This window comes from Pantoea sp. Ft-CA_14 (assembly GCF_024520875.1).
Classification (GTDB): Bacteria; Pseudomonadota; Gammaproteobacteria; order Enterobacterales; family Enterobacteriaceae; genus Pantoea; species Pantoea agglomerans.
The window spans coordinates 75,744-90,058 of the sequence record NZ_JALNPM010000011.1 but is presented as its reverse complement, the minus strand read 5'-3'; the positions used below and the strand labels follow the sequence as shown (position 1 = coordinate 90,058).

10 protein-coding genes and 1 pseudogene are annotated in these 14,315 nt (G+C 53.2%); 10 read left to right on the top strand and 1 reads right to left on the bottom strand.

Annotated features, from left to right (window positions below):
* Positions 1-51 precede the first annotated feature (51 nt).
* From aceE to NR195_RS16495, 7 genes and pseudogenes are all read left to right on the top strand, one after another.
* Complete coding sequence (aceE, locus tag NR195_RS16525) at positions 52-2,718, top strand: pyruvate dehydrogenase (acetyl-transferring), homodimeric type (RefSeq protein ID WP_163638349.1); 2,667 nt, start codon at positions 52-54, stop codon at positions 2,716-2,718.
* A 14-nt stretch (positions 2,719-2,732) separates the two neighbouring features.
* A complete protein-coding gene (gene aceF, locus NR195_RS16520) occupies positions 2,733-4,634 on the top strand; it encodes a pyruvate dehydrogenase complex dihydrolipoyllysine-residue acetyltransferase (protein ID WP_010671838.1) in 1,902 nt (633 codons plus the stop codon).
* Between the two features lie 160 nt (positions 4,635-4,794).
* Positions 4,795-6,219 (top strand): dihydrolipoyl dehydrogenase, encoded by a 1,425-nt coding sequence (gene lpdA, locus NR195_RS16515; protein WP_010253950.1) that lies wholly within the window; start codon positions 4,795-4,797, stop codon positions 6,217-6,219.
* 182 nt (positions 6,220-6,401) lie between these two features.
* Positions 6,402-6,581 carry a type II toxin-antitoxin system HicA family toxin gene (locus NR195_RS16510; protein ID WP_010253953.1) on the top strand — a complete coding sequence of 60 codons (180 nt, stop codon included), beginning with the start codon at positions 6,402-6,404 and terminating at the stop codon, positions 6,579-6,581.
* Between the two features lie 26 nt (positions 6,582-6,607).
* Positions 6,608-7,033, top strand: coding sequence for a type II toxin-antitoxin system HicB family antitoxin (locus tag NR195_RS16505; protein ID WP_010253955.1), 426 nt, complete (start codon positions 6,608-6,610; stop codon positions 7,031-7,033).
* A gap of 81 nt (positions 7,034-7,114) precedes the next feature.
* Positions 7,115-7,204: pseudogene (locus tag NR195_RS16500) on the top strand (CRISPR-associated protein Cas1); the annotation flags it as partial.
* Positions 7,205-7,440: 236 nt separating this feature from the next.
* Positions 7,441-8,370 (top strand): Rpn family recombination-promoting nuclease/putative transposase, encoded by a 930-nt coding sequence (locus NR195_RS16495; protein WP_061703638.1) that lies wholly within the window; start codon positions 7,441-7,443, stop codon positions 8,368-8,370.
* Positions 8,371-8,797: 427 nt separating this feature from the next.
* On the opposite strand, the gene NR195_RS16490 is transcribed toward NR195_RS16495, so the two are convergent.
* Complete coding sequence (locus NR195_RS16490; protein WP_060679463.1) at positions 8,798-9,697, bottom strand: LysR family transcriptional regulator; 900 nt, start codon at positions 9,695-9,697, stop codon at positions 8,798-8,800.
* A gap of 105 nt (positions 9,698-9,802) precedes the next feature.
* Here NR195_RS16490 and NR195_RS16485 point away from each other — a divergent pair, with 105 nt between their 5' ends.
* The 3 genes from NR195_RS16485 (at position 9,803) to yacL (ending at position 14,031) form a co-directional block, all read left to right on the top strand.
* The gene (locus NR195_RS16485; protein WP_010253965.1) at positions 9,803-10,312 is read left to right on the top strand and encodes a phenolic acid decarboxylase; all 510 of its coding nucleotides are present in this window, start codon (positions 9,803-9,805) and stop codon (positions 10,310-10,312) included.
* Positions 10,313-10,865: 553 nt separating this feature from the next.
* Positions 10,866-13,463 (top strand): bifunctional aconitate hydratase 2/2-methylisocitrate dehydratase, encoded by a 2,598-nt coding sequence (acnB, locus tag NR195_RS16480; RefSeq protein WP_031593569.1) that lies wholly within the window; start codon positions 10,866-10,868, stop codon positions 13,461-13,463.
* A 190-nt stretch (positions 13,464-13,653) separates the two neighbouring features.
* Entirely contained in the window at positions 13,654-14,031 is a 378-nt protein-coding gene (yacL, locus tag NR195_RS16475) for a protein YacL (RefSeq protein ID WP_010253973.1), read from the top strand.
* Positions 14,032-14,315 lie beyond the last annotated feature (284 nt).

Here is a 14,315-nt window from a genome sequence, read left to right as displayed (position 1 = left end):
TAACAGGCTCCCGATTATTCAACGTATTAGACACAGATAAGGAACACACCCATGTCAGAACGTTTACACAATGACGTGGATCCGATTGAAACTCGTGACTGGCTACAGGCGATCGAATCGGTCATCCGTGAAGAAGGTGTTGAACGTGCACAGTATCTGATTGATCAGGTACTGGGTGCAGCCCGCAAAGGCGGCGTAAACGTGGCTGCAGGATCTTCTGCAATCAGCAACTACATCAACTCTATTGCCGTTGAAGATGAACCCGAATATCCGGGCAATACCTCTCTTGAACGTCGTATCCGTTCCGCAATTCGCTGGAACGCCATCATGTCGGTGCTGCGCGCATCGAAGAAAGATCTGGAACTCGGCGGCCACATGTCCTCCTTCCAGTCTTCTGCGACGATTTATGAAGTGTGCTTCAACCACTTCTTCCGCGCGCGCAGTGAGAAGGATGGCGGCGATCTGGTCTATTTCCAGGGCCACATCTCTCCCGGCATCTATGCCCGTGCGTTCCTTGAAGGTCGTCTGACCGAAGACCAGATGAATAACTTCCGTCAGGAAGTTGATGGTAAAGGCCTCTCTTCTTATCCGCACCCGAAATTAATGCCGGAATTCTGGCAGTTCCCGACCGTATCAATGGGTCTGGGTCCGCTGTCGGCTATCTACCAGGCGAAGTTCCTGAAGTATCTGGAACACCGTGGTCTGAAAGATACTTCTGCTCAGACCGTTTACGCCTTCCTGGGTGACGGTGAGATGGATGAGCCAGAATCTAAAGGCGCGATCACCATCGCGACCCGTGAAAAACTGGATAACCTGGTCTTCATCATCAACTGTAACCTGCAGCGTCTGGATGGTCCGGTTACCGGTAATGGCAAGATCATCAACGAGCTGGAAGGCATCTTTGCCGGCGCTGGCTGGGAAGTGATCAAGGTCATCTGGGGCGGTCGCTGGGATGAGCTGCTGCGCAAAGATACCAGCGGCAAGCTGATTCAGCTGATGAACGAAACCGTCGACGGCGATTACCAGACCTTCAAATCCCGTGATGGTGCCTATGTGCGTGAGCACTTCTTTGGTAAATATCCGGAAACCGCCGCGCTGGTTAAAGATCTGTCCGATGATGAAATCTGGGCATTGAACCGTGGCGGCCACGATCCGAAGAAAATCTACGCGGCACTGAAAAAAGCGCAGGACACCAAAGGCAAGCCAGTACTGATCCTGGCGCATACCATCAAAGGTTATGGTATGGGCGACACCGCGGAAGGCAAAAACATTGCCCACCAGGTGAAGAAGATGAACATGGATGGCGTGCGCTATATCCGTGATCGCTTCAACGTGCCAGTTGCAGATGACAAAATTGAATCACTGCCGTACGTGACCTTTGAAAAGGGCTCTGAAGAGCACACGTATCTGCACGGTCAGCGTGAGAAGTTAGGCGGCTACCTGCCAACGCGTCAGCCGAAGTTTACTGAAAAGCTGGAAATGCCAGCACTCGAAGAGTTCAGTGCGCTGCTGGATGAGCAGAACAAAGAGATCTCAACCACCATCGCCTTTGTGCGTGCCCTGAACGTGATGCTGAAGAACAAGTCGATCAAAGATCGCCTGGTTCCGATCCTCGCTGATGAAGCGCGTACCTTTGGTATGGAAGGTCTGTTCCGTCAGATTGGTATCTACAGCCCGAACGGTCAGCAGTACACCCCGCAGGACCGCGAGCAGGTTGCTTACTACAAAGAAGATGAGAAAGGCCAGATTCTGCAGGAAGGGATCAACGAGCTGGGCGCAGGTTCATCCTGGCTGGCTGCGGCGACCTCTTACAGCACCAACAACCTGCCGATGATCCCGTTCTACATCTATTACTCGATGTTCGGCTTCCAGCGTATCGGCGATCTGATGTGGCTGGCGGGCGACCAACAGGCGCGCGGCTTCCTGGTCGGCGGCACCTCAGGTCGTACTACTCTGAACGGCGAAGGTTTGCAGCATGAAGATGGTCACAGCCACATTCAGTCGCTGACTATCCCGAACTGTATCTCCTACGATCCTTCTTACGCCTATGAAGTCGCTGTCATCATGCATGACGGTCTGGTGCGTATGTATGGCGAAGCGCAGGAGAACGTTTACTACTACATCACCACGCTGAACGAAAACTACCATATGCCAGCAATGCCCGCTGGTGCAGAAGAGGGTATCCGTAAGGGTATCTACAAACTGGAAACGGTAGACGGCAGCAAAGGCAAAGTGCAGCTGCTGGGCTCAGGTTCTATCCTGCGTCATGTGCGTGAAGCTGCGCAGATCCTGGCGAAAGATTACGGTATCGGCTCTGATGTCTACAGCGTCACCTCGTTCACTGAACTGGCACGTGATGGCCAGGATTGTGAGCGCTGGAACATGCTGCATCCGACAGAAGAAGCGCGCGTACCTTACATCGCTCAGGTGATGAACGACGCACCTGCTGTCGCCTCAACCGACTACATGAAACTGTTCGCTGAGCAGGTTCGTAGCTATGTCCCGGCCAGCGATTATCGCGTGCTGGGTACCGATGGCTTTGGTCGCTCTGACAGCCGTGAGAACCTGCGTCATCACTTTGAAGTTGATGCATCTTATGTGGTGGTTGCCGCGCTGGGTGAGCTGGCTAAACGCGGCGAGATCGAGAAGAAAGTGGTGGCCGACGCGATCACCCGATTCAATATCGATGCCGATAAAGTTAACCCGCGTCTGGCTTAAGAGGTAATAGAGTAATGGCTATCGAAATTAAGGTACCGGATATCGGGTCTGACGAAGTTGAAGTCACCGAGATTCTGGTGAAAGTTGGCGACAAGGTGGAAGCCGAGCAGTCGCTGATCACCGTGGAAGGCGACAAAGCCTCAATGGAAGTGCCGTCGCCGCAGGCTGGCGTAGTGAAAGAGATCAAAATCTCTACCGGTGACAAAGTTGAAACCGGCTCACTGATCATGGTGTTTGATGCTGAAGGCGCTGCGGAAGCAGCACCTGCCGCCGCCGAAGAGAAAAAAGCGGACGCGGCGCCAGCGCCAGCCGCTGCTGCGGCCACTGCCAGCAAAGAAGTGGCTGTGCCGGATATCGGCGGTGACGAAGTTGAAGTCACTGAGATTCTGGTTAAGGTTGGCGACAAAGTCGAAGCCGAGCAGTCACTGATTGTGGTGGAAGGCGATAAAGCGTCGATGGAAGTCCCGGCTCCGTTCGCGGGTGTGGTCAAAGAGATCACTATTTCCACCGGCGACAAGGTCAGCACCGGTTCAGCCATCATGGTCTTTGAAGCAGAAGGCGCAGCACCGGCCTCTGACGCGAAGCCAGAAGTGAAAGAAGAAGCGGCATCGGCACCTGCCGCGGCTGCAGGCGCAAAAGACGTTAACGTACCGGATATCGGCGGTGATGAAGTTGAAGTTACCGAGATCCTGGTCAAAGTTGGCGACAAAGTTGAAGCTGAGCAGTCACTGATTGTGGTTGAAGGCGACAAAGCCTCTATGGAAGTGCCTGCGCCGTTTGCAGGTACCGTCAAAGAGCTGAAAGTGGCGACCGGCGATAAAGTCAGCACCGGCTCACTGATCATGGTGTTCGAAGTCGAAGGTGCTGCTCCGGCTGCCCCTGCGGCCGCGAAACAGGAAGCCGCACCGGCTCCTGCTGCCAAATCTGAAGCTAAAGCCGCAGCACCCGCTCCAGCTAAAGCGGAAAGCAAAGGTGAGTTCGCAGAGAACGACGCTTACGTTCACGCTACCCCGGTGATCCGTCGCCTGGCGCGCGAGTTCGGTGTTAACCTGGCGAAAGTCAAAGGCACCGGCCGTAAAGGTCGCATTCTGAAAGAAGACGTGCAGACTTACGTGAAAGAGGCCGTGAAACGCGCTGAAGCGGCACCAGCTGCAGCCAGCGGCGGCGGTCTGCCAGGCATGCTGCCATGGCCGAAAGTTGATTTCAGTAAATTTGGCGAAATCGAAGAAGTCGAACTGGGTCGTATCCAGAAAATTTCTGGCGCGAACCTGAGCCGTAACTGGGTAATGATCCCGCACGTTACGCATTTCGACAAAACCGATATCACCGATCTGGAAGCCTTCCGTAAGCAGCAGAATGCTGAAGCAGAGAAGCGTAAGCTGGATGTGAAGTACACCCCGGTGGTGTTCATCATGAAAGCGGTCGCGGCGGCGCTTGAGCAGATGCCACGCTTCAACAGCTCGCTGTCTGAAGATGCGCAGAAACTGACGCTGAAAAAATATATCAACATCGGTGTGGCGGTTGATACGCCAAATGGCCTGGTGGTTCCGGTCTTCAAAGACGTGAACAAGAAAGGCATCACCGAGCTGTCGCGTGAACTGATGGCGATTTCGAAGAAAGCGCGTGACGGTAAGCTGACAGCGGGCGACATGCAGGGCGGATGTTTCACCATCTCCAGCCTGGGCGGCCTGGGCACCACGCACTTCGCGCCGATCGTGAACGCGCCGGAAGTGGCTATCCTGGGTGTCTCTAAATCGGCGATGGAGCCGGTGTGGAACGGTAAAGAGTTTACTCCGCGTCTGATGATGCCGATTTCTCTCTCCTTCGACCACCGCGTAATCGACGGTGCTGATGGTGCACGATTCATCACCATCATCGGCAATATGTTGTCTGACATTCGTCGTTTAGTTATGTAAATGTAAAGAAGGCCGGCGGAAGCCGGCCTTCCTGTAACGATTCGTCGCGCCGCGGTTGGCAGTTTGTTAACAATTCTGTAAACTCTTGCGGTGAAAGTCCCGGTGGAACAAGGGCATTATAAGAAAGTCTGACCCGCCGGATATCAATTAAGAGGTCATGATGAGTACAGAGATTAAAACCCAGGTCGTAGTACTTGGGGCAGGTCCTGCAGGTTACTCTGCAGCCTTCCGTTGTGCGGATTTAGGTCTGGAAACCGTACTGGTAGAGCGTTACAGCACCCTGGGCGGTGTTTGTCTGAACGTCGGTTGTATCCCATCTAAAGCGCTGCTGCACGTTGCTAAAGTGATTGAAGAGGCGAAAGCCCTTGAAGAGCACGGCATTGTGTTTGGCCAGCCATCTACTGATATCAACAAGATTCGCAGCTGGAAAGAGAAGGTTATCAACCAGTTGACTGGTGGCCTGTCAGGAATGGCAAAAGGTCGTAAAGTCACCGTGGTTAACGGCCTTGGCAAATTCACCGGTGCTAACACCCTGGTGGTTGAAGGAGAAGGCGGCGCGACCACCATCAACTTCGATAATGCCATTATCGCTGCGGGTTCACGTCCAATCGAACTGCCATTCATTCCACATGAAGATCCACGTGTCTGGGACTCTACCGATGCGCTGGAACTGAAAGAAGTGCCGAAGCGCTTGCTGGTCATGGGCGGCGGCATCATCGGTCTGGAAATGGCGACGGTTTATCATGCGCTGGGTTCAGAGATTGATGTGGTTGAGATGTTCGACCAGGTTATCCCGGCTGCGGATAAAGACGTGGTGAAAGTCTTTACCAAGAAAATCAGCAAGAAATTTAACCTGATGCTGGAAACCAAAGTGACCGCCGTTGAAGCAAAAGACGATGGCATTTACGTTTCAATGGAAGGTAAAAAAGCACCAGGCGAAGCGCAGCGTTATGACGCGGTGCTGGTGGCGATCGGTCGTGTGCCGAACGGTAAAGGTCTGGATGCCGGTAAAGCGGGCGTGGAAGTGGACGATCGCGGCTTCATTCGCGTCGACAAGCAGATGCGCACCAACGTGCCACACATCTATGCTATCGGCGACATCGTCGGTCAGCCAATGCTGGCGCACAAAGGCGTGCACGAAGGCCACGTGGCGGCAGAAGTGATCTCCGGTCTGAAGCACTACTTCGATCCGAAAGTGATCCCTTCAATTGCCTATACTGAGCCAGAAGTTGCCTGGGTCGGTCTGACCGAGAAAGAAGCGAAAGAGAAGGGCATCAGCTACGAGACCTCCACCTTCCCGTGGGCAGCCTCAGGCCGTGCTATCGCTTCTGATTGTGCAGACGGTATGACCAAACTGATTTTCGACAAAGAGACGCACCGGATTATTGGTGGCGCGATTGTCGGTACTAACGGCGGCGAGCTGTTAGGCGAAATCGGTCTGGCGATTGAGATGGGTTGTGATGCGGAAGATATTGCGCTGACCATCCACGCTCACCCGACCCTGCATGAGTCAGTCGGTCTGGCGGCAGAAATCTTCGAAGGCAGCATCACCGATCTGCCTAACGCGAAAGCGAAGAAGAAATAAGTTTCTGCTACTAAAGAAGAAAGCTTCCGTTATGGGGGCTTTTTTTTCGCCTGGAGTTTGGTGCTGTATGGCAAGAATCGATTTAGGTTAAGACTAAAGGTAACCCCAATAACCCTGAAAACGTTGCCTGTGAGAGTTATTAGAGTTATCGTGCTTTCATCGGGACGCGACAGGACACAGGGATGGATAGCAGCACGTTAATTTCCGAAATGAAGGCTGATGGCTGGGTTCTGACAGGGATAAACGGTAGCCATCACCATTTCACACATCCGACAAAACCGGGGCTGGTTACAGTACCCCATCCTAAAAAAGACTTACCGATCGGTACGGTAAAGAGCATCAGGAAACAAGCGAGAATTTAATCCCGCTTGTCCGTAGAGGTATGAATATGTTTTATCCAATCGCGATTGAAGCGGGTGATCACGAACACGCATACGGCGTAATCGTTCCCGATTTACCAGGGTGTTTCTCTGCCGGGGATACTCTTGATGAAGCCATTAAAAACGCCAAAGAGGCTATCACAGGGCATATCGAATTATGTGTAGAGCTCGGTCATGAGATCCCTGCCGTGTCCACCATTGAGACTCTGGCCACGAATCCTGACTATCAGGGTTATATCTGGGCATTGGTTGATGTAGATGTCATTCGCTTGCTGGGCGGCTCTGAAAAAATCAATGTCACTTTACCCAGGTCGTTAATTGATCGGATTGATCGTTGTGTGGCTTCACACCCCGAATACAAAAGTCGCTCGGGCTTTCTGGCTCAGGTAGCGCTTGAGCGTATTACTGCTCCGATTAACAGGCCTCAAAAGTAAGTCTGAGCGATAGCTAAATTTATTGGTGGCAGAGGAATCAAAAGGCACCGTTTATGAGTTTTTACCCCTTAAGCCGTTGCTATGATCTTTCTCCCGTATGGTCAGGTTGATGTCTTTGATGATGCTTTTATCCAGATTGATAAAACTGGCGTAAGAATGCATCTTCCGGTGAATCTGGATGGACTGCGGCTGATTCTCTTCCTGAATCTTACAAATCAGTGAGTTACTGATCTTTAAATACGTGAATTTAGTGGCGATTTTTTTATGAGGGTAAAATCATAATATTTTACAGCCACATACATTAAGAGTGTTCCCCGCGCTAGCGGGGATAAACCGCATTGATGATGGAGGTGGCCAGACATCTGGCCTGTAATCCCCTACGAATGTGAATATCAGAGTCAGGCCCGATGAAAAAAAAGAACAGCACTCCCACACCTCACGATGCCACTTTCCGGCAGTTTCTCTCACAGCCGGACATTGCCCGCGACTTCATGGAACTGCATCTGCCCGCCGAACTGCGCGCTATATGCGACCTCAGCACCCTGAAACTTGAATCCGGTTCGTTCGTTGAAGACGATCTTCGCCAGTATTTCAGCGATATCCTCTACAGCCTGAAAACCAGTAACGGGGATGGGTACATACACGTCCTGGTTGAGCATCAGTCTACGCCGGACAGGCATATGGCATTCAGGCTGATGCGATACGCTGTGGCGGCTATGCACCGCCACCTTGAAGCGGGCCATAAGCAGCTGCCGCTGGTTATACCGGTACTGTTCTATACCGGCAAACGCAGCCCTTATCCGTATTCAACACGCTGGCTCGACGAATTTGAAGACCCTTCGCTGGCGGAAAACCTCTATGGCAGTACCTTTCCACTGGTGGATGTCACGGTGATCCCGGATGAGGAAATCATGGGGCACCGCAGCATGGCGGCGCTGACGCTGTTACAGAAGCACATACATCAGCGTGACATCGCGACTCTCACCGATCGGCTGGCCACGTTACTGATGGCCGATTATCTTTCTTCACCCCAGGTAACAGCGCTGATACACTATTTACTGCAGGCAGGCGAGTCGGCTGACTCCGAAGCCTTCGTGCGCGAACTGGCACAGCGAGTGCCGCAACACGGAGACGCACTTATGACCATCGCACAGCAGCTGGAGCAGAAGGGTATCGAGAAAGGTATTCAGCTTGGTGAACAGCGTGGAATCGAGAAAGGCCGAAATGAAGGCAAACTCGAGGTTGCCCGCACTATGCTGCAGAACGGCATCGACCGTAACACCGTCATGAAAATGACCGGTCTCTCAGAAGATGAACTTTCACAGATCCGTCACTGATTTTGATGTCAGAAAACGGCTCGGCAACGTAAAGCCCTGCACTACAGGGCTTAACAAATTTAATGAAACGCAGGCGCTGCTCATCAGTCAGTGCGCTGACACAGTCTCCCGGGTTAACTGACTATAATTACGAGCGTGCTTTTCTGCCATTCCCGAAACTCATCACAAAGCAATTCGACTGTTATGACAAAATTACCGGGGCTCCTGGCTTAAACATCAGGATAGGTGGAGTTCCTGGGAGGTAGCGAAGAGGGCTGCAGATCAGCAGGGCATAACCTTCCTGGATGCTAAAATTCAGGGGCCGGCTAAGGTCTGGCTTATCCCTTTCACTGTTTCCAGTACACCCGGTAAACACAATATGGGATGCTGGACGGTGGCTCTCTGACAGTCAAATTCTCAGAAGATTAGGCAGCAAGCTAACCTTCATCTAACCACGCATCTCCCATGCAGCCACCCGTTCAATAAACATCTGCGCCAGGGCAGTAATGGCGCTGTTGCCGGGTAGTCTTTCTTCATTGATATACATCACCAGCGAACTACTGCGTCGGCGGCCCTGCAGCAGCGGCAGGGGACGGAGCTCACCGCTCTCTAACAGCGCTGCGATATTCTGTTCCGGCAGCCAGCCATAACCTAACTGATGCTGGACCGCTTCAATGGCTGCCGACAGCGTCGTGAATGACCAGTTCTCCGCCTGATCGCCATTGACCTCCGACTGCTGCTGTTGCTGACGATCCAGAATGGTAATGCAGGGCCAGCGTGCCAGCGTAGCAGCATTAAGCGGGGCGGATTCGCGGTGCAGCGGGTGGTCGCGATGGGCGACGGCGACGAAATCGACACTCATCAGGCTTTCGCCTGCTAACGGCGTGTCACCATATTGCGCTACCAGCCAGAGATCAGCCTGATGCTCCGCCAGTCTGTCAGGCGTTTCGCTTCGGACGATTTCGCTAAACCAGATGCGGACATGCGGATAGCGTTGCTGAAAGGTCTGAAGCACATCGAATAGCAAGGGTTTGGGCAGAGTCGCATCGACCATCAGATCGATGCGCGAACGCTCGCCGCGTTGCAGTGCACTGGCCTGCGCCTCAAGCGCGCCGAATCCCTCCAGCAGCGGACGCACCTGTGCCAGCAACTGATGTCCCTCTGCGCTCAGGACAGCGCGGCGGCCCTCCTGCTGAAGCAGGGTCAAACCCAGCCGCTGCTGTAACAGGCTCAGCTGATAACTCAGTGAGGACTGGCTGCGATTGTTCTTCTCCGCTGCCAGCGCAAAACTCCCCTCATTCACTACTGCGTCGAGCAGATACCACTGTTCGAGTGTTGTTTTGTACATGCTCACTCATCTAAAAATTAAATGATTTAGTGCTAAAAATAGCGTTATTAATCGGTTTTGTAACGCGCAATAATCTCCTCAAGGAAAACAAATGAGGAATTAACCATGAGCACTTTCGATAAACATGACCTGTCTGGCATCGTCGGCAAACATCTGGTTTACACTTATGACAACGGCTGGAATTACGAGCTCTACATTAAAAATGCCAGCACCATCGACTATCGCATTCACAGCGGTATGGTCGGTAATCGCTGGGTTAAAAATCAGCATGTCTATGTCGTCCGTCTGGCGCAGGATGTCTATAAAGTTTCCTGGACTGAACCAACCGGTACCGATGTCAGCCTGGCCGTTAATCTGGCTGATAAAATTTTCCACGGCACCATCTTCTTCCCGCGCTGGGTAATGAATAATCCGGAAAAAACCGTCTGCTTCCAGAATGATCATCTGGAAGAGATGGCAAAATTCCGCGAAGCGGGTCCGGCTTATCCAACCGAAGTGATTGATGAGTTCGCGACGCTGACCGTAATCCGTGATGTGGGCGAAAATAACGAAAGCGTGATCGACTGTCCGCCTGACCAGTTGCCCGCCAATTTTCCGGAAAATCTGAAAAATTAAACATGCACAGAAGAGGTCATAACGACCTCTTCTGAATAACAGCTTATGTTTTGTAGCTTCTGACGTGTAACTTGCGAGGATGAAAAAGAGATTTACAGACCAGGGTTTTAACAGTAGTAATCAGCAGGACAGATTCGGTTTCAGTTGCATCAGGCTGATTTCCGGCCTGGTGTTGTTATCCTCCTGAGCTCACCTCCGCTGTACCCCATAAACACGCCGGCTTCTATTCCTGCCAGTTATCTATTTCCCTGAATCACTTCGCTAAAGCCACGGCAAAACTGACATAAACCTGCAGCCATTTGTGTGGAATGCGGTACGCTGCAGAGAGACCCATTCAGCCGACTCAGCTGGCTGATGCAGGGAGTTAAGCGGGCAGAGTGGCCGTAGTGGATTATGTTGTATTTTTGTAAACAGATTAACAAACAGACGAAATACTGCTATTCTGCCCTCCGCGAAACCGGGCACCTCAACCTGGACGAGAAAGGGAAGATTGTTCTCCATAAGTGAGCAAGGTGGTCGGAAAGCCCTACATAATGAGAGCGAGGATAACGTCGTGCTAGAAGAATACCGTAAGCACGTTGCCGAGCGTGCTGCCCAGGGAATTGTACCTAAGCCTTTAGAGGCTTCCCAAATGGCCGCGCTGGTTGAACTGCTAAAAAATCCACCTGCGGGTGAAGAAGAATTTTTGATCGATTTATTGGTCAACCGCGTCCCACCTGGCGTCGATGAAGCGGCGTATGTCAAAGCCGGTTTCCTGGCGGCTGTCGCCAAAGGCGAAGCAACCTCTCCTCTGATATCTTCTGAAAAAGCGGTTGAACTGCTTGGCACCATGCAGGGCGGTTACAATATTCATCCGCTGATTGAGGCGCTGGACGATAGCAAACTGGCTCCGATTGCCGCGAAAGCCCTTTCACACACGCTGCTGATGTTCGACAACTTCTATGATGTCGAAGAGAAAGCGAAAGCGGGTAATGAATACGCGAAGCAGGTGATGCAATCCTGGGCAGATGCGGAATGGTATCTGTCACGGCCTGAACTGGCAGAGAAGATCACGGTTACCGTGTTTAAAGTCACTGGCGAAACCAACACCGACGATCTCTCTCCGGCCCAGGATGCCTGGTCACGTCCAGACATTCCTCTGCACGCCCTGGCGATGCTGAAAAATGCCCGTGAAGGCATTGAGCCTGATGACGCGGGCAATATCGGCCCGATCAAACAGATCGAAGCTCTGAAGACCAAAGGTTTCCCGCTGGCGTATGTCGGTGATGTTGTCGGAACCGGTTCTTCACGTAAATCCGCCACCAACTCGGTGCTGTGGTTTATGGGCGACGACATCCCGAACGTGCCAAATAAAAAAGGCGGCGGCGTGGTGCTGGGCAGCAAAATTGCACCCATCTTCTTCAACACCATGGAAGATGCGGGCGCACTGCCCATTGAAGTGGACGTAAACAACCTGAACATGGGCGATGTGATCGACATCTATCCATTCAAAGGCGAAGTCCGCAACCACGAAACCAATGAGCTGCTGGCCAGCTTCGAGCTCAAAACCGAAGTAGTGATTGACGAAGTGCGCGCCGGTGGCCGTATTCCGCTGATCATCGGTCGCGGTCTGACCACCAAAGCGCGCGAGTCGCTGGGTCTGCCGCACAGCACCGTATTCCGTCAGGCGAAAGATGTCGCGGAGAGCACCCGTGGTTTCTCGCTGGCGCAGAAAATGGTTGGCCGCGCCTGTGGCGTGACCGGTGTTCGTCCTGGCGCCTATTGCGAACCTAAGATGACCTCGGTTGGCTCGCAGGATACCACCGGCCCGATGACCCGTGACGAGCTGAAAGATCTGGCTTGCCTGGGCTTCTCTACCGATCTGGTGATGCAGTCGTTCTGCCACACCGCCGCGTATCCGAAGCCGGTGGATGTGAGCACGCACCATACGCTGCCAGACTTCATCATGAACCGCGGTGGTGTGTCACTGCGTCCGGGTGACGGCATTATCCACAGCTGGCTGAACCGTATGCTGCTGCCGGATACCGTCGGTACCGGTGGTGACTCGCACACCCGTTTCCCTATCGGCATCTCTTTCCCGGCGGGTTCAGGCCTGGTGGCGTTTGCCGCCGCGACTGGCGTAATGCCGCTCGACATGCCGGAATCGGTTCTGGTGCGCTTCAAAGGTAAGATGGAGCCGGGCATTACCCTGCGCGATCTGGTTCACGCCATTCCGCTGTATGCCATCAAACAGGGTCTGCTGACCGTTGAGAAGAAAGGTAAGAAAAACATCTTCTCTGGTCGCATCCTGGAGATTGAAGGTCTGCCGGATCTGAAAGTCGAGCAGGCGTTTGAGCTGTCCGATGCGTCAGCAGAACGTTCCGCTGCGGGCTGTACCATCAAGCTGGATAAAGCGCCGATTATCGAATACCTCAGCTCTAACATCGTGCTGCTGAAGTGGATGATCGCAGAAGGCTACGGCGATCGTCGTACGCTGGAGCGTCGCATTGAAGGTATGGAGAAATGGCTGGCCGATCCTCAGTTGCTTGAGCCGGATGCCGATGCTGAATATGCCGCCGTGATCGAAATCGATCTGGCTGAAATCAAAGAGCCAATCCTCTGTGCGCCAAACGATCCGGACGATGCACGTCTGCTCTCTGACGTTCAGGGTGAGAAGATCGACGAAGTGTTTATCGGCTCATGCATGACCAACATTGGTCACTTCCGTGCTGCGGGTAAACTGCTGGATAGCCACAAAGGCCAGCTGCCAACCCGTCTGTGGGTGGCACCGCCAACCAAGATGGATGCGGCACAGCTGACCGAAGAAGGCTACTACAGCGTATTCGGCAAAAGCGGTGCGCGTATCGAGATCCCGGGCTGTTCACTCTGCATGGGTAACCAGGCACGTGTTGCAGATGGTTCGACGGTGGTCTCGACTTCGACCCGTAACTTCCCGAACCGTCTGGGTAACGGCGCTAACGTCTACCTGGCGTCAGCGGAGCTGGCTGCGGTCGCGTCTCTGCTTGGCAAACTGCCAACGCCGGATGAGTATCAGCAATTCATGGCGCAGGTCGATAAAACGGCCAGCGACACGTATCGCTATCTCAACTTCGACCAGCTGACGCAGTACACCGACAAAGCTGATGGTGTGATTTTCCAGACCGCGGTCTGATTCTTCACCTTGCAGGCATGAATAAGGGGCGATGATTCGCCCCTTTTTTTCGTCTCAGCATGGGGTAGAGAGACGATCAAAAGCTGGCTTTCGGCAGACAGCCTGTAATAATGCGCGACGTGTCACACTTTGCCGCGAGAGCAGCACGGACACTTACCAGGTGAGACGACGACGTTGAGAGGAACGGGCGATGGAATATGAATTTTTACGCGATGTGACCGGACAGATTAAGGTTCGCATGTCGATGGATCATGAAGCGGTCGGCCACTGGTTCAACGAAGAGGTCAAAAACGATCCGGGATTGCTGGATGAAGTTGAAGCCGCCATTGAAGATGTCAAAGGCAGCGTACGTCAGTGGCAGCGGATCGGCAGCGAGTACACCATTCTGCTGGATGAAGAGGAGGTGATGATCCGCGCCAACCTGCTGGCTCTGGAAGATGACGGTATGGAAGAGGGGATGAACTACTATGACGAAGAGAGCCTCTCGTTCTGCGGCATTGAAGATTTTCAGCTGGTGATCGCTGCTTATCGCCAGTTTATGAACCAGTACGGCAAACCCGTACGGTAAGACAGTAAGGCAATCCTTTACGGTTATAAGGCCGGGCGAACTCAGCAGCCCGGCTGCGCATCATGCCGATCATCGCCGATGTGGTGGCTACATACTGAATGCGTCCCATAGCCGTTCGGCTGCCCAGAAGCCCAATACTGTCGCCAGCCCCACCGGGGCGTAAAATAATTTACAGCGGCCACATGCAGTTGCCATAAGCGTGTGCGGGCGTTCAGAACCAGCTTCGCCAGCAGCGCGGGATTACGCTGGCGCTGACCTCCGCCTGAACAGAACGCGCCGTGTTG